Source organism: Collinsella sp. TM04-29, from assembly GCF_003466565.1.
In the GTDB taxonomy this organism is placed as follows: Bacteria; Actinomycetota; Coriobacteriia; order Coriobacteriales; family Coriobacteriaceae; genus Collinsella.
Window position 1 is genome coordinate 449,007 of sequence record NZ_QSPW01000001.1, and the last position, 23,754, is coordinate 472,760.

A 23,754-nucleotide genomic window follows, 5' to 3' on the forward strand; every position below is an offset into this window, starting at 1 on the left:
CGCTGCGCCAGACCGCCCTGGACATCACGCCACGCCGTATATGGCCCTCCGCGCACGCGAGTCCCATTTCGCCTGCTTGATCCAGTACTCGTAGAACGGATAGGGGGTCACCTTGTACTGGCGCCAGGTCTTCTCGTACGTGCCGCGGGCCGCCTGCCTCACTATGAGCTCGGCGAGCTCGTCCGCGCTCCTGCGGACCTTGAAGCACCACGTCCACTTGAACCAGGCGAGGTAGTTCTCGAGGCGTCTCGTGGAGACGCCCCGGAACCTGCCGATGAAGCGCCTCATCTGGGAGTGGAGGCTGTTCACCCTGTTGATGGCGTGCTCCTCCCTCTTGCTGGCGATGTGCTCGCCGACGCCGAGGGCGGGCAGGACGCGGCGGTACACGTGCGCACGGTCCGTCGAGATTATCGCGCCGACCGCGAGCTTGTCGGCGAGCAGCTCCCTGGCTGCCGCCTCGTCGAGGCCGCCCCTCCCCGCGATCTCGTAGAAGATGTCGCCGGCGTCGTTGATGCCGGTGAGCACGCATATCCTCTCGTGCCCGTCGGTTCCCTGCGACCTCGCGCGGGGTCCTCTGGGCACGCCGGACTCCGACCTGGAGCGGTTCCCCTTGAAGCTCTCCCTGAAGAAGCACTCGTCGAGCTCGGCCCCGCCGCCGGCCTCCACGCGGAAGGCGGGCATGCGCTTGGCCATGGCCTCGAGCAGCCTGTGGCGCATGAAGAACGCCGTCTTGAGGCACACGCCGCACTTTTCCGCCGACTCGCGCAGCGGGAGCATGTCCACGTGGCACTCCGCGAACCTCATCCAGGCCGACCTGTCGAGCTTGGTGGTGGAGAAGATGCGCATGGTGGCGTCGGTGAAGGTCCTGGCGCACCCTCGGCAGAGGAACCGCTGACGGCCGCGCCCGTCTCGCCCCCTCTTCACGTAATGCGGGGAGCCGCACCAGGGGCAGGCTCTGTCGGGATCGTCTTCCGCCCCCTCGCTTGCCGCGAGGTCGAAAAGCTCCGCGTCTATCAGAGCCTTGAGCGATCTCAGGGCCCTGCTCTTCTCGGCAGCCGTCATCTGCGGGAGGAACTGCCTCGTCAGCTGGGTGAGCACGTCTTCCATTGCAACCTCCATCTCTCCTGATGATGGAATTGTCGCAACCGGGGCCCCGTCGCGTGTACTGCGTGCAGGACACTTATCCAAAGTGGTCTAACACAACGCGAAAAAGGGACAACGAGGACGGACACTATGTTTTTGGAGCGGCAGCGTGGGATTACCATTCAAGCGGCAGTCACTTCCTTCCAGTGGCACAGATGTAAAGTCAACATTGTGGATACGCCCGGCCACATGGATTTTTTGGCGGAGGTGTACCGCTCTTTGGCTGTTTTAGATGGGGCCATCTTGGTGATCTCCGCTAAAGATGGCGTGCAGGCCCAGACCCGTATTCTGTTCCATGCCCTGCGGAAAATGAACATTCCCACCGTTATCTTTATCAACAAGATCGACCAGGCTGGCGTTGATTTGCAGAGCGTGGTTCAGTCTGTTCGGGATAAGCTCTCCGCCGATATTATCATCAAGCAGACGGTGTCGCTGTCCCCGGAAATAGTCCTGGAGGAAAATACCGACATAGAAGCATGGGATGCGGTCATCGAAAATAACGATAAATTATTGGAAAAGTATATCGCAGGAGAACCAATCAGCCGGGAAAAACTTGTGCGGGAGGAACAGCGGCGGGTTCAAGACGCCTCCCTGTTCCCGGTCTATTATGGCAGCGCCAAAAAGGGCCTTGGCATTCAACCGTTGATGGATGCGGTGACAGGGCTGTTCCAACCGATTGGGGAACAGGGGAGCGCCGCCCTATGCGGCAGCGTTTTCAAGGTGGAGTATACAGATTGCGGCCAGCGGCGTGTCTATCTACGGCTATACAGCGGAACGCTGCGCCTGCGGGATACGGTGGCCCTGGCCGGGAGAGAAAAGCTGAAAATCACAGAGATGCGTATTCCATCCAAAGGGGAAATTGTTCGGACAGACACCGCTTATCCGGGTGAAATTGTTATCCTTCCCAGCGACAGCGTGAGGTTAAACGATGTATTAGGGGACCCAACCCGGCTCCCTCGTAAAAGGTGGCGTGAGGACCCCCTCCCCATGCTGCGGACGTCGATTGCGCCGAAAACGGCAGCGCAAAGAGAACGGCTGCTGGACGCTCTTACGCAACTTGCGGATACTGACCCGCTTTTGCGCTGCGAGGTGGATTCCATCACCCATGAGATCATTCTTTCTTTTTTGGGCCGGGTGCAGTTGGAGGTTGTTTCCGCTTTGCTGTCGGAAAAATACAAGCTTGAAACAGTGGTAAAGGAACCCACCGTCATTTATATGGAGCGGCCGCTCAAAGCAGCCAGCCACACCATCCATATCGAGGTGCCGCCCAACCCGTTTTGGGCATCCATCGGACTGTCTGTTACACCACTCCCGCTTGGCTCCGGTGTACAATACGAGAGCCGGGTTTCGCTGGGATACTTGAACCAGAGTTTTCAAAACGCTGTCAGGGATGGTATCCGTTACGGGCTGGAGCAGGGCTTGTTCGGCTGGAACGTAACGGACTGTAAGATTTGCTTTGAATACGGGCTTTATTACAGTCCGGTCAGCACGCCGGCGGACTTCCGCTCATTGGCCCCGATTGTATTGGAACAGGCATTGAAGGAATCAGGGACGCAACTGCTGGAACCTTATCTCTCCTTCACCCTCTATGCGCCCCGGGAATATCTTTCCAGGGCTTATCATGATGCACCGAAATACTGTGCCACCATCGAAACGGTCCAGGTAAAAAAGGATGAAGTTGTCTTTACTGGCGAGATTCCCGCCCGCTGTATACAGGCATACCGTACTGATCTGGCCTTTTACACCAACGGGCAGAGCGTATGCCTTACAGAACTGAAAGGGTATCAGGCCGCTGTCGGCAAGCCAGTCATCCAGCCCCGCCGTCCAAACAGCCGCCTGGACAAGGTGCGCTATATGTTTCAGAAGATAATGTAACGTCTTGCGCAATGCAAGCGTTCATTGCTGGCTATTGCGAAATATCATTGATAAAATCAGTATCAGAGAGGAGAAACTATTTTGAACCAGGAACAGACGAATAGAACCGCAAGCAGGACTGTTATATCTGCGGCAGCTACAAGAAGCGTACCCGTGACTGTACGGCACACTTTATCCGCACCGACCTTTTGACGGCGGGCGTGCTTTCCAATCTCCGGCAAGTGACGGAATACGCCGCCAGGCATGAGAGCCGCTTTGTAAAGCTGCTCATCCAGCAGAACGAAATCGGCGGCAAGAGAAAGACCGCCGCAGCCACGAAGCAGCTTGAACAGGCCCAGACACGCATTGCCGAAGTGAACCGCATTATCAAGCGGCTGTATGAGGACAATGTAAGCGGCAAAATCAGCGACGAGCGTTTCATGGAGCTGTCGGCGGACTATGAGCAGGAGCAGCGGGAACTGAAAGACCGGGCTGCCGCTTTGCAGGAGGAACTTTCCAAGTCGCAGGCCGCCACCGTCAACGCCGAGAAATTCATGGGGATTGTGAGAAAGCACCTTGCTTTTGAAGAATTGACCCCCACCCTCTTGCGGGAAATGATTGAGAAAATCGTCGTGCATGAGTGCAGCTATGACGAGAACGGCACCCGCAGGCAGGACATTGAGATTTATTACAGCTTTGTCGGCAAGATAGACTTGCCGGAAGCCTAACGCCTGACCTATCCGACACAGCCCTAAGTGCCGGATAGGAACGGCAAAATTTTTTACACTTCTATTACTTCTTTATCGCACATTAGCAGATTCGCAAGGGTTATCAGGCGCTGAAGTAGTTTCGTCGGTTTCGGTCCATCGAAATAGCCCTTTCCGTCAAATAGAGATACGAGCTCCTTGGCGCCTTCCTGGCTGTGACCCACTTCTTTGTAAAACATGATTGAAGTTGGAGCCATTCCATCATATTTGAGCTCTGTTAGGAAACGCTTGATGCAAGGGACGCTGTCGCCGTTTGGGCCAAACCAAATGCGGTTATCCTGGAGTCTCTCGCGAAACGCGTTTCGCGAGAGCCTCCAGCAGCGTCCTGCTGGAGGCTCTACAACACGCCCCGAGGGCGTTGTGATTGGATAGTCGGAATCTGGGCTGTAAGTCTTTACACTGAGGTCGCTTGGCTTCCAAACGCCTCGAGGGTCGTTGTCTGGATTCTTGTAGCGGGCGTTTGCCTCGTCTGTTCTCGGCAGGCGTCCAATCACAAAGCGCTCAATGGATTTGGCGTATACGAGAACATAATCATGGCTATTTGAAACGTATTTGGCGTCATTCTTGGGCGAGTAAGCTCGTTCCCAGATTAGCTGAGAAACGAAATTTGCCTCTCCGAACACCTCGTCACAGAGGATGCGCAAATTGCGGTCTTCGTTATCGTCAATCGAAATGAAAATGACGCCATCGTCGGTTAGGAGCTCTCGAGCCAGTCTCAACCTAGGGTACATCATCGAGCACCAGTCGCTATGGTAGCGGCCACTTGTGTCGGCGTTGGACTGGCCGGCGAGTCCCGCCTGCTCCTTATAGTTATCGACAGAGTTGCCGAAATTGTCCTTGTAGACAAAGTCGTGACCCGTGTTGTAGGGTGGGTCGATGTAGATCATCTTGACCTTGCCGTGGTAGCCGCGCTGTAGGAGCTTCAGCACCTCGAGATTGTCGCCTTCGATATAAATGTTGTCCGAGTCGAAGGACCCATCCTCTCCATCGCGGCTGCGGCTTTTCTCGATACGGGGACGCAAAGTAGCAGTGCTGGACATCTGCGACTGGCGGATGGCATCGGCCTTGCCGGGCCACGTGAACGCATAGCGCTCCAGGCCCTCGTCTACCTCGTCGCCAAGCTCCAGCCGCAGTTTGTCGAAGTCGATTCCGCTCTCGGAGAACACTTCGGGCATCAGCTCCTTGAGCTTATTCAGGCGGTCGTCAATAAGACTCTCCGATTCAAGAGTCATCTTTTCTATCTCGCCCATGAGGTCTCCTCCTAGGAAAGTTGAGATTTGATTAGTTGAACTATGTAGGGCATGGCGGCAATAAAAACGTCGGTGCCCTTGCCGGCAAGCCAGCTCAGGAGTTTGTCAAGCTTGCTGCCCCGTTTGCTTTTATCTTTTGTGTTGAGATCGCCCATCATCCCTTTGAGCAGCGTCTTCTCGTCATCGGAAAGCGTTGTCTCTGGCAATTTGTCAATCTGTTCAAAGGTTGCCTCTAACGTGACCTGTACGTTGCTCGTGGCGGATGCCGTGAGGCTGACGCTAGCGCCCTGCGCTTCGGCGATTTTCAGCTTACGGAGCTCCTCATCACGGAAATGCTTCAGTTTGTCGATACGTAGTTGCGTCTGTTCATCGTTGAAATCATTGCGATTGGAAGACCCATAGGAATAGGAGGCTAGTCCGTCCGTGTAGGAGTCGTAGCCCCTCGCGTTTGCGTAGACGTAGTCGATTGAGTCGTATACGGCTTTGAGCTCGTCGTCTTTCACGCCCTCTTCAAGAGCTTGCTCCAGTCTCCTGATATGCTGCGTTATAGTTGCGCAGAATGCGGCACCGAACGCTTTGTCGTCTGAGTCTTCCCGCTTTAGGCGCAGCTTCTGGAGAATCATCCCTAGGTCGCTTTTCGAGTAGCGAAATGAGCTTGAGGAATTGATATATTTTAAAGCCTCGGGGTTAGTGTAGTCGAGGTCGAAGACCTGCATGATTTCACGGCAGAGCGCATCAACATCCTCATCTGCAGCATCACTCAAAAGGCGCGCCGCTCGCAAAATATACTCATCTAGAACGGCCATTGCAGATCTCCTTTATCTCATCGGCGACCGCCCTCAGGCGTCGCTCCTCTTCCTTCATTTCCATCCTCAGCTTCGCGGACTCGTTGAGCGTTATGTCCTTCGACCGCCGCTGCTCCTTCAGCCGCTTGACGGAGGCTCCCATCTCATCGTAGCGCGACGTGAGGGCGATCAGCTTTTCCCGGTCTCGAGCGGGGCATACGGGGTAGAACCCCAGGCCGCCAATCGCGCGGGACAGCGCTACGGTGCGCGACAGGTCGACCAGGTACTCCCAGAGGTCGCCCTGCGAGAGCCGCCCGAATGCCAGCGCGCCTAGGAAGTCCGCGTATTCTGAACGGCCAGGATCGAACGCGCCCGTCGACTCGACTCGGTCGACGACCGTCGCGCCCTGCTCGGCCTGGCTCCTCCGCGTGAGGGCGACCGATATGCACGCGCAGCCGCCCGCCTCGACCAGGAGCACCGTCGGGTTCGGGAAGCACTTGTGCACGAGCTCCGCCACCTCGGCCACCGCCATGGTCCCGGCTGTCATCTCGCAACGGAGGAAGACGACGCTCTGCACGTTGCGCTCGTCGTCCTCGTACGGCGGGATGCGCGTCGTGGACTTCTGGACCGTGGCGAAGTGCTCGAGGCGCGCGACCTTGTCGAGCCTCTTCTGCTCGGTCTTGGTGAGCATGGCCTGCTTGACGAGCACCGTCTTGGGAATGCGGCGGCATCCCGCGAGCGCCGCTTCGGGCAGGCGCAGGATTCCGTTCCAGTCGATGCCGCTCATCGCAGCACCGCGAAACATACCAACGAGTAGTCGTTGAAGCCCATGACGGTGCCGCTGCCGACCTCTCCCAGGCTGAACAGGCTCTCGATGCCTTTGTCCTGCTGCGTTCCGGTGATGGCCGCAACGACATCGTCAAGCAGGTCGGTGTAGGCGTCCATCCTCGTCCCGTCGCGGGTCTCGCGGTTGAACTCGCGGCACAGCTTAGCGATGGGCTCGGGATGCCCAGAGCAGACGGCGCGCATGATGTCGAGCGCCGGCTTGGGCTGGGTGTGCTTCGTCATGACCTCGCCGTCGGCCGACACGTACACCACGTAGTACGGGAAGACAGGGTTCGTGTCCCTGGGATCGTTGCCCTCGTCGTTCTGCTTGAGGCAGAAGACCACGCCTGGCTTCACGTCGCTGCGAAGCTCGTCGGGGATGGGGGCCACGGCGTGCAGTCCCGCCGGCGAGTTCTCCAACGCGCCGGGATGCTCCTTGGCGTAGCGCTGGAGCTCCACGCGGAAGTCGTCGAAGGCGAAATCCGTGATCGAGATGCCGCCCGAGATGTCCTCGAGGTCGAGCACCTCGCTCTTGAGCTGCTGGAGCTGCCGGCGACGGTACTTGAGGTCGTTCATCTCTCCATTGCCCTTGGCCTCCAGCACGTTCTCCTCGCCGGTTGCCGACGCGTCGAGCAGCGCCATGCGCCCCTTCACGCGGCCCTCGAGCTGGATGTACTCGTCGAGCGCGATGTCCGGCCAGAAGTTGACCAGCTGGATCTGGGAGTTCTTCGATCCCAGGCGGTCGATGCGGCCGAAGCGCTGGATGATACGCACGGGGTTCCAGTGGATGTCGTAGTTCACCAGGCAGTCGCAGTCCTGCAGGTTCTGGCCCTCGGAGATGCAGTCCGTCGCGAAGACGACGTCGATCTCGCCGAGCTCCCGCTGGCTCTCCGGCAGCTCCTTTGAGACGGGAGAGAACCTCGCGAGGATGTTCTCGAAGGTGGTCCTGGGAAGCTTCAGCGAGTAGGTCCGGTTGGAGCTGCCCGCCACCTCGGCGCACTCGATTCCGAGCTCGCGCTTCAGCCAGGGCGCCAGCTGCTCGAAAAGGTACGCCGTCGTGTCGGCGAACGCGCTGAACACCAGCACCTTGCGGTTGCCGGGGTTGTACGGCTCGCTGACCTTGCCCGCGATGAAGTCGCGCAGCTTCACGAGCTTGGCGTCGCGCTCGGGCGTCACCGCGTCGGCATAGGTTAGCAGGGCCCGGAGCACCTGGATGTCGAAGTCGAGGTCCTGGCCCAGGCGCAGGGCGTCGACGTCTCGCAGGTCGACTCGCACCTTGCCGCCGGCCTCGAACTCCTCGGCATCGTCGTCGTCGAACCCGTCCTCGAGGCCCTCGGTGCCGTAGGCGACCCCCGACGCGTCGGCGTCGAGCCTCGCGCGCAGGTCGACGCAGCCGTCGAGGATTCGTCGCAGCGTGATGCGGAAGCTGTTCACGGAGGACTCCATGCGCTTGAGGACGTTGACGCGCATGAGGTTGGCCACCGCCGTCGTGCGGTGGACCTGGCTCTCGAAGTCCTTGCCCCACGTGTCCCCGTAGCGGTCCTCGTACTTGCGGCGCTGGTCGGCGCGCACGTAGGAGAGCACCTGGTACTGGGCGAACGTGAGCTGGGCGATCATGTCGTTGAGCACGGCAATCGGCGGCAGCTCGCCTTCTAGGTCAATGGGCGTCTGAAACGACAGGGGCGGCCGGCGCGCCGGGAAGGTACCGCTCGCGGCGCCGTAGTACTTCGTGATGTGCTTGCGGCTGCGCGCGATGGTCAGCACGTCGAGCAGCTTGAAGTAGTCGGCGTTCACCGCGTTCACGAAGCTCTCGGTCGTGCGCTCGGAGTCGGAGAGCTTGCTCCACTCGTTGAACCTCTGCTGGGCGACGCGCGTCACGTGGGTGATCGACGGGATGCCATCGGTATCGGCGAGGTACGCGTCGTCTCCCTCGGTGATGAGCTCGATCTGGTTTCGCAGGTCGAGCAGGCGGTTGTTCACCGGGGTGGCAGAGAGCATGAGCACCTTCGTGCGCTGGCCCGACTTGATGACGTCCTCGATGAGGCGCGTGTAGCGGTCGGTCTTGTCCGCGTCGGTGCTCTTGTTCCTGAAGTTGTGGCTCTCGTCGATGACGAGGAGGTCGAAGTGGCCCCAGCGCAGGTGCTCGAGGTCCACCTCGCCGCTCATGCCGTGGTAGCGCGACAGGTCGGTGTGGTTGAGCACCGTGTAGCTGAAGCGGTCGTCGGCCAGCGGGTTGCGGTCGTCGTTGTCCTGCGTCCACAGGGTCCAGTTGTCCCGCAGGCGCTTCGGGCACAGCACGAGGATGCGGTCGTTGCGCTCCTGGTAGTACTTCATGACGGCGAGCGCCTCGTAGGTCTTGCCCAGGCCCACCGAGTCGGCGATGATGCAGCCCTTGTACTTCTCCAGCTTGCGGATGGCGCCCACGACGGCGTCCTTCTGGAAGTCGTAGAGCTTGCTCCAGACCACGGACTCCTCGAACTTGAGGCCGGGGCGGATGCCGTTGTCCTCGTCGTCCTCCATGAAGTCGCGGAACAGGTGGTACAGGGTCAGGAAATAGATGAACTCGGGCGGGTTCTCGCGGTAGAGCGTCTCGACCTGGGCGGCCACCTGCGCGGTGACCTCCTCGACCATGGCAGGGTTGTCCCAGACCGACTCGAACATCATCTTGAGGCCAATAGCCTCTGTAGCGTTTTCGAAATGGCTCACGCAGGTCACGGTTCCCGGGCGGCGCTCGTAGCCGAGGCCCTCCTGGGTGAAGTTCGCGGCGGCGCCCATGAAGGCGTGGTCGTCGCCGGAAGGGTTCTCCACAACGTACGTGCCGCCCGGCTGGATGGCGCCGGACATCTTGGCGGACTTGAAGACGCCCTTCTCGCGGATCCACTCGGCGCATTCTCGGGCGAGCGCGCGCTGGTTGAGGTTGTTGCGCAGCGTGAGCTCGAGCCCCGAGCCGCCGACGCCGACCTCGCGCGCGCGGCGGGCTACCTCGAACTCGCGCGGCTCCTTCGAGTCGGCCATTCGCTTGATGAAGGTGGGCTCGCTGAACAGGAAACGCACCTCGTCGACCTTGGAGAGCTCCTCTTTGAGCTCCCCGTAGGCGAACACGGTGAAATAAGAGCTGATTATCGACAGCTTCGCGCCGTCGTCGATGGATTCGCCGAGGGCGTCTCCCAGGCGCTCGGCGCCGACGTTGTTTAGCGACTTCACGCCTCTATGCCCCCTTCTTCGCGAGCTCTTCGATCATGCAGGTGCGCACGAAGGCGGAGAAACTCATGCCCCGCAGGGCCGCCTCCTCCTTCGCCGCGTCACGCAGGGTGTCGGGGATGCGCAGGGTCACGGAGACTTGGTCGCCGTTCACCAGGAAGCTCCTGATCTCGGTCTCGTCGGGGCTGCTCTTGATGAGCTCCTTGTAGCTGTCGGGCATCTGCGCTCCCATCGCTCGAAATGCAATACAAATGCGTTTGCAGCATTATAGCGTTGCATTGCTGGCGACTGTTGAGGCGAATGGGTGAACGGCAATATGGTCAGGCGTGGAATCAAAGAGTCAGGCAGGGACAATCCTGCCAACAACCCTGTCGCGGTTTCGCGTGGCGGGTGCGTTCGTCTACGCACCCACGATCCCACGTGCCACGCTCAGCAGCTCGTACTCCCTTTGGCTCCACTGGTACAGCTCAGCAGTGTTGATGGCGTCGCGGCACAAGTCCAGGAATACCCCGGCGCCCTCGCAGAAGCACTCGCGGGCAAAGGCGCCGGATCCGTCTGCAGCGCACACGCCGTCGGCAAACAGCTTCCAGCTGGACGGCTCGCGCGAGTCATCTCCGAGCAGCTTGATCTGCAACACATGTGGATTGCCGGCAGCGCAGAGCTCTTCCTCGAGCTTCTCCACCGTAAAGCGCATCTGGTGGGAGAGACGGCTCTTGACCATGGCCGAGGCGTAGCCATTTGGCTTATCCAGAAGATGCATGTGATTCGGTTTGACAACCAGGTTGTGGAAGTTGCGCTCGCTGCGCACGGAGAAATTGTCCATACGGACTCCTTTCATCGATGTTGGCAGGGCCACCGTGCCTCTTGGCCGGTTGGCGTCGGGATCGTGGAGCCAACTCTCTACCCCGACTCTGGATAAAACGCGCCCGCTCCTTGCGGGCACGATGGAGTCTATCAGCGTGCGCGGACAGAAATCAAGCGCGCTTGCGAAATGACGCGCGGGCGGCGCTTGATTTCGCCGGCTGCTGCTAGGCTTAAATCCGAAAAAGTGTCGAAATCTCACGTGTAAAAGTACGGAAAAGTGTCGTAATACATACTTTAATACCTCGAAAAAGTGTCGAAATTAGCACCTAACAACCACGGAAAAGTGTATCCTAGTGCTAAAACAGCACGTAATAAGGGGTACGCTTATGCTGCAGAGAAAAGCGAAAGCACGGTTTGAATCTTGGCTTGCCTCGTCGCCTAACAAAGCTCTTTTGGTCAAGGGTGCCCGACAGGTGGGAAAGTCATATTTGGTCAACGTCTTTGCAAGCGGATCGTTCGAAAATGTCGTGACGTTCGACCTTATCGCCGACGCGTCCGTGCGCGATTCGTTTTTGGCGGCAAAAAGCGCGGATGACCTGCTTATGCGCATGTCCATCGCTGCGACGCAGCCGATGGTCGCCAACAAGACCGTTGTGGTTATCGACGAGGTGCAGCGATGCCCCAACGTGGTGACGTTTATCAAATACCTGGTCCAGCGCGGCGACTTTCGATACATCCTTACCGGATCGCTCCTTGGCGTTGAGCTCGAGGGCATCGATTCCCTGCCAGTGGGGTATGTCGAGCAGGTCCAGATGTACCCGCTCGACTTTGAGGAGTTTTGTTGGGCAAATGGCGTTGGTGCCAGCGTGTTTGACATGCTCAGGGGCTGTCTGAAGGATGAAGGGGAGCTCCCCGGCTACCTGTATGACCGCTTGCTCGATCTGTTCCATCAGTATGTGGTGGTGGGAGGCATGCCCGACGCGGTCAATTCCTTCTTGGCGACGCGCAATGTCGACGAGGTTCGAAACATCCACCGCGATCTTCACGCCCTGTATCGCGATGACATCGCAAAGTACGCTCCGCCCGAGTTACGCTTGGTTATTCGCGATATCTATGATTTGATTCCCAGCGAGGCCGGCTCCAAAAACAAGCGATTCAAGCTGTCATCGATTAACGGTGTCAAACGTTTTTCGCAGGTGACAGACCATTTTCTCTGGTTATCGGAGGCGGGTGTCGCGCTTCCCGTGTATAACGTAACGGCGCCCGTGGCACCCCTTTTATTGGGAGAGCAACGAAATCTGTTCAAGCTGTTTTACTTGGACACCGGAATGCTCATGTCGTCGTATTCCAAAAGGGTCGCCCAAGGCGTTTTTGATGGGGAGGCGGAAGACGCCTTTGGCATGAACATGGGGGCGGCGTTTGAGGGCTTCGTTGCCCAAGAGCTCAAAGCTCATGGATTCAGATTGCGCTACTTTACATCGAAAAAGGTTGGCGAGCTCGATTTTGTTGAGGAGACGCTCGATGGGGAAGTGTTTGCTATCGAGGTCAAATCGGGCAAGAGCTTTAAGTCCCATGCCGCGCTCGATAACGCACTGGCAACGAAGGGCTACGGAATCGATCGCGCCCTGGTACTTGCGGAATGCAATCTTCACCGCGATGGTGACGTGCTGTATCTGCCCATCTTTATGGCAGGGCTTTTGGAGCTGTAACGTGCCGCCGGCTCTTCCGGCCCTCCCTTAACCCTCGCTACTCGTCTCCGTCGTTGGGGTCGCCCTTGAGGGTGTTGATGTCCAGGTGCTGGTTGTCGTCCTCTTTTTGCTGGGTCTCCGACTCCGCTTGGGTGGGGCCGCGGAACAGCTGGAATCCCTCAAACGCAATGACGCCGAGCAGGGCAATGACAATGGCGATAAAGGCAACCTTGACTGCCTGCGGAAACTCCGAGAAACGCAGCGCCTTTTCCGCGGCGTGATAATCGGCGAAGCGCTCTTCGCCCGTGCTTTTGGTATACGCCGGCGCGGACGCGGCCTCCGGGTCATATTCCGGTGCAGGCGTGGCGGCGTACGGATCGTTGAGATAATCGCTCGATACGGTGCCATAATTCTCGGTCTCGATGCGACCGGTGTCAGCATGGCCATCGGAATAATCGGAATATGCTGCACTGCTCTCATAGTCCGCGGCGCTCGTGTTGGCGGCAAAAAGCGGGTTGACTGGAACGTCGAGCGCCGGCATGCCGGTAGAGGTCTCATCCAGATCGGCTGCAGCCCAGGAATCGTAGGCAACCTGATGGGCAACGGGCTCATCGAGCCTTGTGACCGGAGGCTTGCGTACCGCAGGAACAGGCAACTGCTGGGCGCTGTACATAACGGTGCTGTCGGCCGATTTGCCCTGCGTCGCTGCAGCGAGAAATGCCGCCGTCTCGGACGGGTCGCTTGCGGGGCGGGGGGCGGGCGTGGGCGCCGAAGCGGGTGCGGGCGTAGGCGCGGGCGTCGAAACAGGCGACTGCGCGGGAGTCGGCGCAGATCCGGGCTTAGGCGCAAGCGCGGGCTTTGCACTTGTCGGGCGAGTTCCGCCGCCCATGAGTTCCTCGGCGGTCCAGGGGCGGTCGCTCATCACGTCGTCCAGGCTCAACGCAAACAGATCGTCTTCGCCCTCGTCAAATGCGCGTTTCGCATGCCTGACGGCAGAAGCGGTGACTCCGCGGCCGTTGCGTGATGCGTTGCTCGACCCCATCTTGTCCCATCCTTTCGAAATACTCACATTCATCGATTATATGGAACTTGCCTTGCGGCCGACTCTCGGATTCGTGCATTCCAGAACTCGCGCTCAAAAGGGGAGAGGTGCAGGCGCGCTGACTATTTGTCGCCGGCGGCAGCCTTTGCCTCGTTGAGGTAGCTATAGAAGCTGTACTTAGAGATGCCAAAGAACTCGCAGGCGCGTTCGCTCGACTTGGAGATGAGAAAGGCGCCGCGACGGTCGAGGTAGCCAACGGCGCGAATGCGCTCGTCTTTGGTCATGAGCGCTGCGGGCTTGCCCACAAACTGTTCACACTCGCGTAGCAAGTCTTCGAGCAGGTCGCCGATGTTCTTGGTAATGGGCTCAGGCTCGGTGTAGTCCGTGCCGCCGGTGCCGGTAAAGGCATCGAGCGAGCGCTCAAAAGCCTTCATGAGCGTAATGTCAAAGTTAATGCCCAAAATGCCGACGGGCTTGCCTTCGTCGTTGCGGATAAAGATGGTCGAGGACTTGAGCAGCTTGCCATCGGCGGTTTTGGTGAGGTATGGTTCGCGGTCGTGCACGTCGGTGATGCCCTCGTGCATGGACTCAAACACAATATGGCTGGGGCCGTCACCCAGTTTGCGCCCACTGACGTGGCCATTTTCGATCACTACGATGGAGTGGTCCACGTCCTCGGTCTCCAGGTCGTGGACGACGACTTCGCAGTTGGGACCAAATTGGAGCGCTAAGCCGTGTGCAAGGCGCTTGTAAAACTCAATCTGTGCGGGGGTCATGGGTGCCTTCCTAAAAATTAGTTTGGGCACACTTTGCCATAAACCACACCTGTTCGCAAATATCGAAAGCGTCGCTGCGTTATGTGACCGTTCGGCGGCGAAAAGGTACCGATTACGGCAACAAACAATTTGTTTTGTTTTCCAATCAAAAAGTGTGATAGAACAGTGCTAACAAACTTTTTGTTTGGCATCCACATAAAAGTTCAGCCGCATGAACGGGAATGGGCTGGAACGCGTATGCGGGGGCCGGCAAGAGAGGACTTAAGGAGTTCACCGTATGGCCGATAAGATTCAGTGGGCGGGCAACACGATGCCCAAGAGCGATGATGAGCACTTGGGAATCATGAGCCTCGACCACGTGAAGAAGGCCCGCGCCTTCCACCAGTCGTTCCCCCAGTACACCGTCACTCCGCTTGCCCGCCTGGACGGCCAGGCCGCACGCCTTGGCCTGTCCAACCTGTGCGTTAAGGACGAGAGCTATCGCTTTGGCCTCAACGCCTTTAAGGTTCTGGGCGGCTCGTTTGCCATGGCCAACTACATTGCCGACGAGACCGGCAAGGACGTTGCCGAGTGCACCTTCGATTACCTGACCTCCGATCAGCTTGCCAAGGACTTTGGCCAGGCCACCTTCTTTACCGCCACCGACGGCAACCATGGCCGCGGCGTGGCATGGGCTGCCAACAAGCTGGGCCAGAAGGCCGTCGTGCACATGCCCAAGGGTTCCACCAAGCCTCGCTTCGATAACATCGCCGCCGAGGGCGCCACGGTGACCATCGAAGAGGTCAACTACGACGAGTGCGTGCGCATGGCCGCCGCCGAGGCCGACGCCTGCGAGCGCGGCGTTATCGTTCAGGACACCGCCTGGGAGGGCTACGAGAAGATCCCGTCTTGGATCATGGAGGGCTACGGCACCATGGCTTCTGAGGCAGCCGAGCAGCTGCGCGAGATGGCCATCAACCGCCCGACGCACGTCTTTGTCCAAGCCGGCGTGGGCTCGCTGGCCGGCGCCGTGGTGGGCTACTTCACCAATCTGTATCCCGATAACCCGCCCACCTTTGTCGTGGTCGAGTGCGCACCTGCCGCCTGCCTGTACAAGGGCGCTGCCGCCGGCGACGGCGACATGCGCATCGTGGACGGCGACATGCCCTCCATCATGGCCGGCCTGTGCTGCGGCGAGCCCAACATTCTGGGCTGGGATATCCTGCGCAACCACACCACCGCCTTCGTGTCCTGCCCCGACTGGGTCACCGCTCGTGGCATGCGCACCCTGGGCGCTCCCGAGAAGGGCGACCCGCGCGTCATCTCCGGCGAGTCCGGCGCGGTGACCACCGGCCTGGTCGAGACCCTCATGCTCGATCCCGAGTACGCCGAGCTCAAGGAGCTCATCGGCCTGGACAAGACAAGCTCCGTGCTCTGCTTCTCCACGGAAGGTGACACGGACCCGGATCAGTACCGTCGCATCGTCTGGGAGGGCGAGTACCCCACCTGCTAATTGTTGGGCGGCGCAACGCGCCGCGCCAAATTCCTATTAGACCCCCTATGTCCTGCAGATGTATGAACCCGGGAGGCGGAGCGATGCCTATTTGCTCCGTCGCGAGTTCCGCACGCAAAGGAAAGCACTTAATGTGCTTTCCGTCTTGCGCAGGACTGTCCGAGCAGCGGAGTAAATAGGCATCGCTCCGCCACCTCACAGGTAGATCCCTTCAAATGAAAGGTTAACTGTTATGACTAAGGAACTCGATTTCGACGCCATCAAGGCTGCTGCTGAGTCCCACCGTGCTGATATGACTCGCTTCCTGCGCGCCATGATTTCTCATCCCTCTGAGTCTTGCGAGGAGGGTGAGGTTGTCGCTTGCATCAAGGCCGAGATGGAGAGCCTTGGCTATGACGAGGTCAAGGTCGATGGCCTGGGCAACGTCATGGGCTTTATGGGCGAGGGCGACAAGATCATCGCCATCGACTCTCACATCGACACCGTCGGCATCGGCAACATCGAGAACTGGGATGCCGATCCCTATGAGGGCTACGAGACCGACGAGATCATCTATGGCCGCGGCGGCTCCGACCAGGAGGGTGGCATGGCTTCTGCTACCTACGCTGCCAAGATGATGAAGGACATGGGCCTCATCCCCGAGGGCTACAAGATCATGGTCGTCGGCACCGTCCAGGAAGAGGACTGCGACGGCATGTGCTGGCAGTACATCTACAACAAGGACGGCATTAAGCCCGAGTTCGTCATTTCCACCGAGCCCACCGACGGCGGCATCTATCGCGGTCACCGCGGCCGCATGGAGATCCGCGTCGACGTTCACGGCACCTCCTGCCACGGCTCCGCTCCCGACCGCGGCGACAACGCTATCTACAAGATGGCCGACATCATCGCCGACGTCCGCGCCCTCAACAACAACGGCTGCGACGAGTCGACCGACATCAAGGGCCTCGTCAAGATGCTCGACCCCAAGTACAACCCCGAGCACTTCGAGGACGCCCGCTTCCTGGGCCGCGGTACCTGCACCGTCAGCCAGATCTTCTACACCAGCCCCAGCCGCTGCGCCGTCGCCGACTCCTGCGCCATCTCCATCGACCGTCGCATGACCGCCGGCGAGACCTGGGAGTCCTGCCTGGACGAGATCCGCAACCTGCCGGCCGCCAAGAAGTACGGCGACGACGTGAAGGTCTCCATGTACATGTACGACCGTCCGTCCTGGACCGGCGAGGTCTACGAGACCGAGGCTTACTTCCCCACGTGGATCAACAAGGAGACCGCTCCGCACGTCAAGGCCCTCGTCGACGCTCACAAGGCCATGTTCGGTGACGAGCGCATCGGCTGCGAGCCCAGCATGGACAAGCGCACCGGTCGTCCGCTGTGCGACAAGTGGACCTTCTCCACGAACTGCGTTTCCATCCAGGGCCGCTACGGCATCCCCTGCGTCGGCTTTGGCCCGGGTGCCGAGTCTCAGGCTCACGCTCCCAACGAGGTCACCTACAAGGACGACCTGGTCACCGCTGCCGCCATGTATGTGGCTGCCCTGAACCTCTACGATCCGAGCCAGGCCGATGGCGACGCTACCGTGTTCCGCGCTGGTCTGACCAACAACAAGATCGACTAGTCCCATTCCTTGATCTTGTTGAGCCGGGGACAGCCTGTGTCCCCGGCACCCCCTGTTGACTTGGGGCCCGCGGTCGTTATCTCCCATGCTTCCTCAACGGTAGCGGGTCCTCGTCATAGCGCTCTGCATGTTCTAGCCACACGCGCATGCCGGAGCACATCTACTCATTGCGATCGTTTCATCTATGGAAAGGATATTTACATGGACGCCAAGTTTACCGAGCTCGTCGAGCAGCTGAACGGCCTCGATTTTAAGGGCATGTACGGCAGCGACTTCCTGCACACCTGGGATAAGACCACCGATGAGCTCAAGGCGCTCTACATCGTCGCCGATGCCCTGCGCGAGCTGCGTGAGAACAACGTTTCGTCCAAGATCTTCGACTCGGGCCTGGCCGTCTCCCTGTTCCGCGACAACTCCACCCGTACGCGCTTCTCCTTCTCTAAGGCCGCCAACCTGCTCGGCCTCGAGCTGCAGGACCTGGACGAGAAGAAGTCCCAGATCGCTCACGGCGAGACCGTCCGCGAGACCGCTACCATGATCTCCTTCATGGCCGACGTCATCGGCATCCGCGACGACATGTACATCGGCAAGGGCGACGCCTACATGGCCGAGGTCTCCGAGTCTGTCCAGCAGGCCTACGAGGACGGCGTTCTGGATCACCGTCCCACGCTCATCTCCCTGCAGTCCGACTCCGATCACCCCACGCAGTCCTCTGCCGACATGCTCTACCTCATCAACGAGTTTGGCGGTCTTGAGAACCTCAAGGGCAAGAAGGTTGCTGTCACCTGGGCCTATTCGCCCTCTTACGGCAAGCCGCTGTCCTGCCCGCAGTCGCTGATCAGCCTGCTGCCCCGCTTTGGCATGGACGTCACCCTGGCTCACCCCGAGGGCTACGACCTCATGCCCGAGGTCGTCGAGCGCGCCAAGGGCTATGCCGCCGAGTCCGGCACCACCTTTAAGCAGGTCAACACCATGGCCGAGGCCTTCGAGGGCGCCGACATCGTGATCCCCAAGAGCTGGGCTCCGTTTGCCGCCATGGAGAAGCGCACCAACCTGTACGCCGAGGGCGACGATGCCGGCATCGCCGCGCTCGAGAAGGAGCTGCTCGCCCAGAACGCTACGCATCAGGACTGGTGCTCCACGACCGAGCTCATGGAGAAGACTGCCAACGGCCAGGACACCATCTTTATGCATCCGCTGCCCGCCGACATCTCCGGTGTCTCCTGCGAGCACGGCGAGGTCAACGCCGACGTCTTCGACATGCACCGCGTGGGCATGTACAAGGAGGCCAGCTACAAGCCGTACGCCATCGCAGCCATGATGTTCCTGCAGAAGGTTGCCGATCCCGCCGCTACCCTCAAGGCCCTCGACGAGCGCAACACCGCCCGTTGGTTCCAGGCCTAAAGCTGGGTTGAGGTAAGCCATGTAAAGGGGGCGCTCTGCCAACCGGCGGGGTGCCCCTTTTTGCATCGTGGGCGTGCGGGATAAGCGCTTTCGATGTAGATGCCCCGCGACGCGAGTTATGGGTACGATGGTTTCAGGGGAGGTATCGCCATGAAACTTGGTTGCGTCATTATGGCTTCGGGCGAGGGCAAGCGGTTTGGCTCTAACAAGATGCTTGCCGATATCTATGGCAAGCCGCTGATTGCCTGGACTATCGATTCGGTTCCCCGGGGCTTTGACGTCGTGGTTTCCACGCGTTGGCCCGAGGTCGCTCAGATTTGCGAGGACAAGCATTGCCCGTGCGTGCTGCACGATGGCGAGCTGCGTAGCGAAAGCGTCCGTGCGGGCCTTTCGTGGGGGGTGAGTCGCGGCTGGAAGGGTTGCCTCTTTTTGCCGGGCGACCAGCCACTCGTGAGTTCGGATTCATTTGAGGCCATGGTTCGCGCGTTTGATGAGCGTGGCCGCAAGCATCCGGTGCGTCTTGCGTGCAACGGTGAGCCTTCGAGCCCGGTGCTCTTTCCGGCGGAACTGTTCGATGCACTTATGTGCCTTGAGGGCAAGGACGGCGGCGGTTCGATCCTCAAAGGTCGCGTCGACGTTGCGCTGGTCGAGGCGCGTGCGTACGAGTTGTGGGATGTCGACACCGCCAAGGGCCAGCGCCGTGTCTCGGAGCATATCGCGGCCTGCTCGTATTTTGATCGCGTGGCCAACTGCATCAATCAATAAGGAGCAATAATGATCATCATCAAAAACGGCGCGCTCGTGACGCCACAGGGGCTTCGTCGCGCCGACCTTGCCATGGAGGGCGACAAGATTGTGCGGATTGCCGCGGCAATCGAGCCGGGCGAGGGCGATACTGTCCAGGACGCCACCGACTGTTGGGTGTTCCCCGGCTTTATCGACGGCCACACGCACATGCAGTGCTGGACTGGCATGGATTGGACGGCCGATAGCTTTGAGACCGGTACGCGTGCGGCTGCCTGCGGCGGTACGACGACCATCGTGGACTACGCGACGGCCGATCGCGGCGTGACCATGCCCGATGCCCTTGCCGAGTGGCACCGGCGTGCCGATGGAACCTGCACGGCTAACTATGCTTTTCATATGGCACTCGCCGAGTGGAACGAGCGCAATCGCGCCGACCTTTCGGCCATGCGCGAGGCGGGCGTATCGTCGTTCAAGACCTACTTTGCCTACGATCATCTACGCCTGGACGATGCCGAGACGCTCGAGGTGCTGGAGGAGCTCAAGCGTATTGGCGGCATACTGTGCGTGCATTGCGAGAACGGCACGCTGGTGAATGAGCTGCAGAAGCGCGTGTACGAGCAGGGGATTCATGGACCCGAGGGCCATGCACTCAGCCGTCCGGATGTGTGCGAGGCCGAGGCCGTGAGCCGTCTGCTATATCTGGCGCACCTGGCCGGCGACGCACCGGTCAACGTGGTGCACCTTTCGACCAAGCTGGGGCTTGAGGCTATCCGTGCCGCCAAGGCGCGCGGGCAGAAGAACATCTATGTCGAGACCTGCCCTCAGTATCTGATGCTCGACGACACCTGCTATCTGGAGCAGGGAGAGGACGGCTTTGCGGGTGCCAAGTATGTGATGAGTCCGCCGCTGCGCCATGCTGGCGACCGTGCGGCTCTGCGCGAGGCGCTTGTGTCCGGCGAGATCGATACGATTGCGACCGACCACTGCAGCTTTAACCTGCACGGGCAAAAGGACCGCGGACGCGACGACTTCCGCGCGATTCCCAACGGCGGGCCCGGTGTGGAGCATCGCCCCGTTGCGATCGCTACGAGCTTTGAGGGACAGCTGGGTCCTGAGGATCTGTGCCGCTTGATGAGCGAGAACCCGGCGCGCGTCTTTGACATGTATCCGCGCAAGGGCTGTCTTGCCGAGGGCTCCGATGCCGACGTGTGCGTGTGGGATCCCAAGGCGCGTTGGACAATTAGTGCCGCGACACAGCATCAGGCTGTGGACTACACGCCGCTCGAGGGTTTTGAGGCACATGGCCGCGCCAAGGCTGTGTTTGTGAACGGCGTGCCGGCTGCACGCGACGGCGAGCCCACCGGAGCCCAACCCGGCCGCTACGTGCCCCGCTAACGGGAAGACCGCCGGGGTAGCTAATTTGGGAGATGATTTTTTGGGACGGGGTAGCAAAAAGAGCCCCGTCCCAAATTTGCTACCCCTGGAGGCTGGTGGCGATGAGGGGGCGGCCGAGGGCTGCCTCGAAGCAATCTGCCATCGTTGGATCGGCAAGCGTGTCGACTTGGTTGAGCATGATGCGGGCATTGTCGAGGTTCAGCATCTGCAGCTCGGCATTGAGCACCATGGCGACGCGCTCTGGGGTGGCAGCGTCGGTGGGCTCGCAGCCGCAGCGCTCGCAGAAGAGCTCGGGGCGGTGGACAACCTTGGCGACGGGCTTGCCCAGCCCTGAGGCGCCGACGACCCAGACAACGTTTGCCGTGGCGGCGGGAATTACCGGCTCCCAGGCGGCATGCGCCTTGAGCGGGAGTCGCTTGCTGCCATCTGCCTCGGCCAACACATAGTCAAAGCGCTGCGCCAGCTGGTCGAGCGGCTCGGCGGGGGCGGAGAGCTTGCCCGTCTGGGGGTTCAAGACGCCTGCCTGGCAGATGCTTCCGCGCACAAGGCCCGCGCAGGCCTCGCAGGTGCAGCCGGGGGCGTGTAAGGCACCTGGCTTCCAAGGTGCGGCGTCCAGGCGACGATTCGACCCGTCCCATGGCACGCCGGCAACGGGAAGCATATGCGTGGTGGTACAGAGGAGCACGCGGCCGCCAGCGCGCATGAGCTCAAGACCCAGCGTCTTGAGCAAGGTCGACTTGCCGCCGCTGCCGATAATCGCGGTAATGCCCGGCTCGATCCTGAGCGCCGAGGCAAGATTGCCGCTAACCGTTTCCATCTGTTCACCGCCGTATAATACTGTGATAATAAATAATCATCAGAGTAGCGGTCGAACCGCTTTTGCTCTGCTCAAACCGTAGCACAGGGAGGTGCCCCGGGAATGCTCGTTTATGTTCGCGGCGCCGGCGATATCGCCACGGGTGTCGCTGCCCGTTTGGTGCGCGCCGGCGTGTCGGTTGTCATGGCCGATATCGCGGTTCCCACGTGCATCCGCCGCACAATCAGTTTTTGCGAGGCCATTCGCCTGGGCGAGGTCCAGGTCGAGGGCATTCGCGCTCGCTTGGCACAGACGCCGGCTGAGGCGCTTGCGATTGCCGAGGCTGGAGACGTCGCCGTTGTGGTAGACCCCCAGGCCAAGATGATCGGCGAGCTGAAACCCGCGGCTGTGGTCGACGCGATTTTGGCTAAGCGCAACTTGGGCACCACGCGCGACATGGCGCCCGCCGTCATCGCCGTGGGGCCGGGCTTTACCGCGCCGGTTGACTGCGACGCCGTGGTCGAGACCATGCGCGGGCATTTTCTCGGCCGTGTCATTACCCAAGGTTCGCCCCAGCCTAACACGGGCGTGCCGGGCATTATCGCCGGCTATGGCAAGGAACGTGTTATCCACAGCCCCGCCGCCGGCGTGTTTCGGTCCGACCGCGCAATCGGCGACATCGTGAGCGCCGGAGACGTGATTGGCTACGCGGGCGATACGCCCATGTGCACGCAGATCGATGGCTGTCTGCGCGGGCTTTTGGCGAACGGCGTGCAGGTGACTGAGGGCTTTAAATGCGCCGATGTCGATCCGCGCGGCGACGCCAGCTACATCAACTATATTTCGGACAAGGCGACATCGGTCGGCGGCGGCGTGCTCGAGGCACTCGCTATGCTCACCGATGTCTTTAGAGGATAGAAGGCGGCAATGGAAAAGCTCGATGTTGTGAATGCGGCGCTTGCCGCCCTGCGTGCTGGCGAGACGTGCGAGCTCGTGGTCGTGGCCGGTACGGCGGGGTCATCACCACGCGGCGTGGGCGCCTGGATGGCCGTCTTTGCCGATGGCAGCCAAGTGGGCACCATCGGCGGCGGCAAGATTGAGCTTTTTGCGCTGGACGAGGCGCGCGAGCTGCTGGCCGCAGGGCAATCGCGTCTGGTCCGCTACACCATGGGCGGCGAGAACTCCGATACCGGCATGATCTGCGGCGGGGCCATCTGCCTGTGCTACCTGCATCTGGACTCGACCCAGGCACCGTTGTTCCAGTCGGTTGCCGACGTCTTGGCCTATCGGCGCATCGGCGACTTCGTCATCGACTTTGAGCCGTTTATCGCGAGCGCGCTCGAGGGCGATGTGGTTGAGTACCATGGCGAGACATCGCGCCATACCATTGCCGGCTGCCCCGAGCTTTCGCTGGTGGAGGAGGGGAGTAAGGTCACCTACACCAACGCCGCCTCCGAGATTCCCCCGGCGCACATCGAGACGCTCTGCCCCGAGGGCCTGACCTATATCTTTGGCTGCGGCCACGTGGGCGCTGCGACGGCGCGGGTGCTCACGGCGGCGGGCTTTGCCGTCGTGGCTTGCGACGACCGCCCCGGCACGCTGACCCCCGAATGGGTGCCCGGCGTCTACGACCGTCGTCTGGTCGATTATAAGAACCTGAGCGAGCTGTGCCCCATCGGCCCGCGCGACTTGGTGGTCGTCGCCACGGCGGGTCACAAGTCCGATATCGACGTGGTGATTCAGGCCATGCGCGCTAAACCCGCCTATCTGGGCTGCCTGGGCTCGCGCCGCAAGACCGCCTTTGTGCGCGCCCGCCTGGAGCAGGAGGGCTTCACGCAGGGCCAGATTGACGAGCTGCACCTGCCGATCGGTGTCGCCATCGAGGCCGAGGACCCCGAGGAGATCGCCATCTCCATCGCCGCCGAGATGATCCACCTGCGTCGCACCAAACTCGTCCCCCGCAAGCGCTAATCGCATCCCCATATATGAGTTGCGGTGAAATACGGACTGTTAAAGCCTGTTAAGCCGTCAAACGGTCCCTATTTCACCGCAACTGCCATTTTCCTCCGTCCCCTAGGGATCAATATGTGCGGGGGAGTTGTGGAGTTGTGCAGGCAGACGAGGTTTTTCTGGAAATACGCACCCAATGCGCGTATAGTACCGATTG

General features: G+C 60.4%; 19 protein-coding genes, 1 pseudogene and 1 riboswitch. Of the genes and pseudogenes, 10 read left to right on the forward strand and 10 right to left on the reverse strand.

The features are described from left to right. Positions 1–24 precede the first annotated feature (24 nt). Positions 25–1,107 (reverse strand): IS1595 family transposase, encoded by a 1,083-nt coding sequence (locus DXD39_RS02045; RefSeq protein ID WP_158565395.1) that lies wholly within the window; start codon positions 1,105–1,107, stop codon positions 25–27. Between the two features lie 75 nt (positions 1,108–1,182). On the opposite strand from DXD39_RS02045, the gene tet(W) reads away from it, so the two are divergent. Together tet(W) and DXD39_RS02055 are read left to right on the forward strand one after the other, a co-directional pair. Then, entirely contained in the window at positions 1,183–3,018 is a 1,836-nt protein-coding gene (gene tet(W) / locus DXD39_RS02050; protein ID WP_369832121.1) for a tetracycline resistance ribosomal protection protein Tet(W), read from the forward strand. Positions 3,019–3,125: 107 nt separating this feature from the next. After that, positions 3,126–3,725, forward strand: a pseudogene (locus tag DXD39_RS02055) (DUF4368 domain-containing protein); the annotation flags it as partial. A gap of 53 nt (positions 3,726–3,778) precedes the next feature. Here the strand turns inward: DXD39_RS02055 and DXD39_RS02060 are convergent. From DXD39_RS02060 to DXD39_RS02085, 6 genes are all read right to left on the reverse strand, one after another. Further along, complete coding sequence (locus tag DXD39_RS02060; RefSeq protein ID WP_197702168.1) at positions 3,779–5,014, reverse strand: site-specific DNA-methyltransferase; 1,236 nt, start codon at positions 5,012–5,014, stop codon at positions 3,779–3,781. A gap of 11 nt (positions 5,015–5,025) precedes the next feature. Next, complete coding sequence (locus DXD39_RS02065; protein WP_033499420.1) at positions 5,026–5,820, reverse strand: hypothetical protein; 795 nt, start codon at positions 5,818–5,820, stop codon at positions 5,026–5,028. Then, on the reverse strand, positions 5,804–6,586 hold the full coding sequence (locus DXD39_RS02070; protein WP_033499419.1) for a DUF4391 domain-containing protein: 783 nt from the start codon (positions 6,584–6,586) through the stop codon (positions 5,804–5,806). Before DXD39_RS02070 ends, DXD39_RS02065 begins: the two co-directional genes overlap by 17 nt. Beyond that, on the reverse strand, positions 6,583–9,828 hold the full coding sequence (locus DXD39_RS02075) for a helicase-related protein (RefSeq protein WP_117802970.1): 3,246 nt from the start codon (positions 9,826–9,828) through the stop codon (positions 6,583–6,585). The genes DXD39_RS02070 and DXD39_RS02075 overlap by 4 nt, the downstream gene beginning before the upstream one ends. A 4-nt stretch (positions 9,829–9,832) precedes the next feature. Then, complete coding sequence (locus DXD39_RS02080; protein ID WP_233541079.1) at positions 9,833–10,045, reverse strand: YlcI/YnfO family protein; 213 nt, start codon at positions 10,043–10,045, stop codon at positions 9,833–9,835. 180 nt (positions 10,046–10,225) lie between these two features. Beyond that, on the reverse strand, positions 10,226–10,648 hold the full coding sequence (locus DXD39_RS02085; RefSeq protein ID WP_117802972.1) for a hypothetical protein: 423 nt from the start codon (positions 10,646–10,648) through the stop codon (positions 10,226–10,228). A gap of 8 nt (positions 10,649–10,656) precedes the next feature. Then, positions 10,657–10,747, reverse strand: a riboswitch (SAM riboswitch). Positions 10,748–11,015: 268 nt separating this feature from the next. Between DXD39_RS02085 and DXD39_RS02090 the strand changes: the two genes are divergently transcribed. Then, entirely contained in the window at positions 11,016–12,338 is a 1,323-nt protein-coding gene (locus DXD39_RS02090) for an ATP-binding protein (protein WP_117802973.1), read from the forward strand. A gap of 37 nt (positions 12,339–12,375) precedes the next feature. Here the strand turns inward: DXD39_RS02090 and DXD39_RS02095 are convergent, their stop codons facing one another. Together DXD39_RS02095 and DXD39_RS02100 are read right to left on the reverse strand one after the other, a co-directional pair. Continuing rightward, complete coding sequence (locus DXD39_RS02095) at positions 12,376–13,359, reverse strand: hypothetical protein (protein ID WP_117802974.1); 984 nt, start codon at positions 13,357–13,359, stop codon at positions 12,376–12,378. A gap of 122 nt (positions 13,360–13,481) precedes the next feature. After that, on the reverse strand, positions 13,482–14,135 hold the full coding sequence (locus DXD39_RS02100) for a transcriptional regulator (protein ID WP_117802975.1): 654 nt from the start codon (positions 14,133–14,135) through the stop codon (positions 13,482–13,484). A gap of 277 nt (positions 14,136–14,412) precedes the next feature. Here DXD39_RS02100 and dpaL point away from each other — a divergent pair, with 277 nt between their 5' ends. The 5 genes from dpaL to hydA all read left to right on the forward strand — a co-directional run bounded on the left by dpaL (position 14,413) and on the right by hydA (position 20,791). After that, a complete protein-coding gene (gene dpaL, locus DXD39_RS02105; RefSeq protein ID WP_117802976.1) occupies positions 14,413–15,627 on the forward strand; it encodes a diaminopropionate ammonia-lyase in 1,215 nt (404 codons plus the stop codon). Positions 15,628–15,859: 232 nt separating this feature from the next. Beyond that, positions 15,860–17,245 carry a YgeY family selenium metabolism-linked hydrolase gene (locus tag DXD39_RS02110; RefSeq protein ID WP_099432046.1) on the forward strand — a complete coding sequence of 462 codons (1,386 nt, stop codon included), beginning with the start codon at positions 15,860–15,862 and terminating at the stop codon, positions 17,243–17,245. 201 nt (positions 17,246–17,446) lie between these two features. Beyond that, entirely contained in the window at positions 17,447–18,649 is a 1,203-nt protein-coding gene (gene ygeW, locus DXD39_RS02115) for a knotted carbamoyltransferase YgeW (protein ID WP_055252229.1), read from the forward strand. Between the two features lie 150 nt (positions 18,650–18,799). Next, complete coding sequence (locus tag DXD39_RS02120) at positions 18,800–19,414, forward strand: nucleotidyltransferase family protein (RefSeq protein ID WP_158565397.1); 615 nt, start codon at positions 18,800–18,802, stop codon at positions 19,412–19,414. A gap of 9 nt (positions 19,415–19,423) precedes the next feature. Beyond that, positions 19,424–20,791 carry a dihydropyrimidinase gene (gene hydA / locus DXD39_RS02125; RefSeq protein WP_117802978.1) on the forward strand — a complete coding sequence of 456 codons (1,368 nt, stop codon included), beginning with the start codon at positions 19,424–19,426 and terminating at the stop codon, positions 20,789–20,791. A 79-nt stretch (positions 20,792–20,870) separates the two neighbouring features. Here the strand turns inward: hydA and yqeC are convergent, their stop codons facing one another. Then, a complete protein-coding gene (gene yqeC, locus DXD39_RS02130; protein ID WP_117802979.1) occupies positions 20,871–21,608 on the reverse strand; it encodes a selenium cofactor biosynthesis protein YqeC in 738 nt (245 codons plus the stop codon). Positions 21,609–21,710: 102 nt separating this feature from the next. Here yqeC and yqeB point away from each other — a divergent pair, with 102 nt between their 5' ends. Continuing rightward, the gene (gene yqeB, locus DXD39_RS02135; protein WP_117802980.1) at positions 21,711–22,505 is read left to right on the forward strand and encodes a selenium-dependent molybdenum cofactor biosynthesis protein YqeB; all 795 of its coding nucleotides are present in this window, start codon (positions 21,711–21,713) and stop codon (positions 22,503–22,505) included. Positions 22,506–22,514: 9 nt separating this feature from the next. Continuing rightward, positions 22,515–23,558, forward strand: coding sequence for an XdhC family protein (locus DXD39_RS02140; protein ID WP_117802981.1), 1,044 nt, complete (start codon positions 22,515–22,517; stop codon positions 23,556–23,558). The last annotated feature ends 196 nt before the right edge of the window (positions 23,559–23,754 follow it).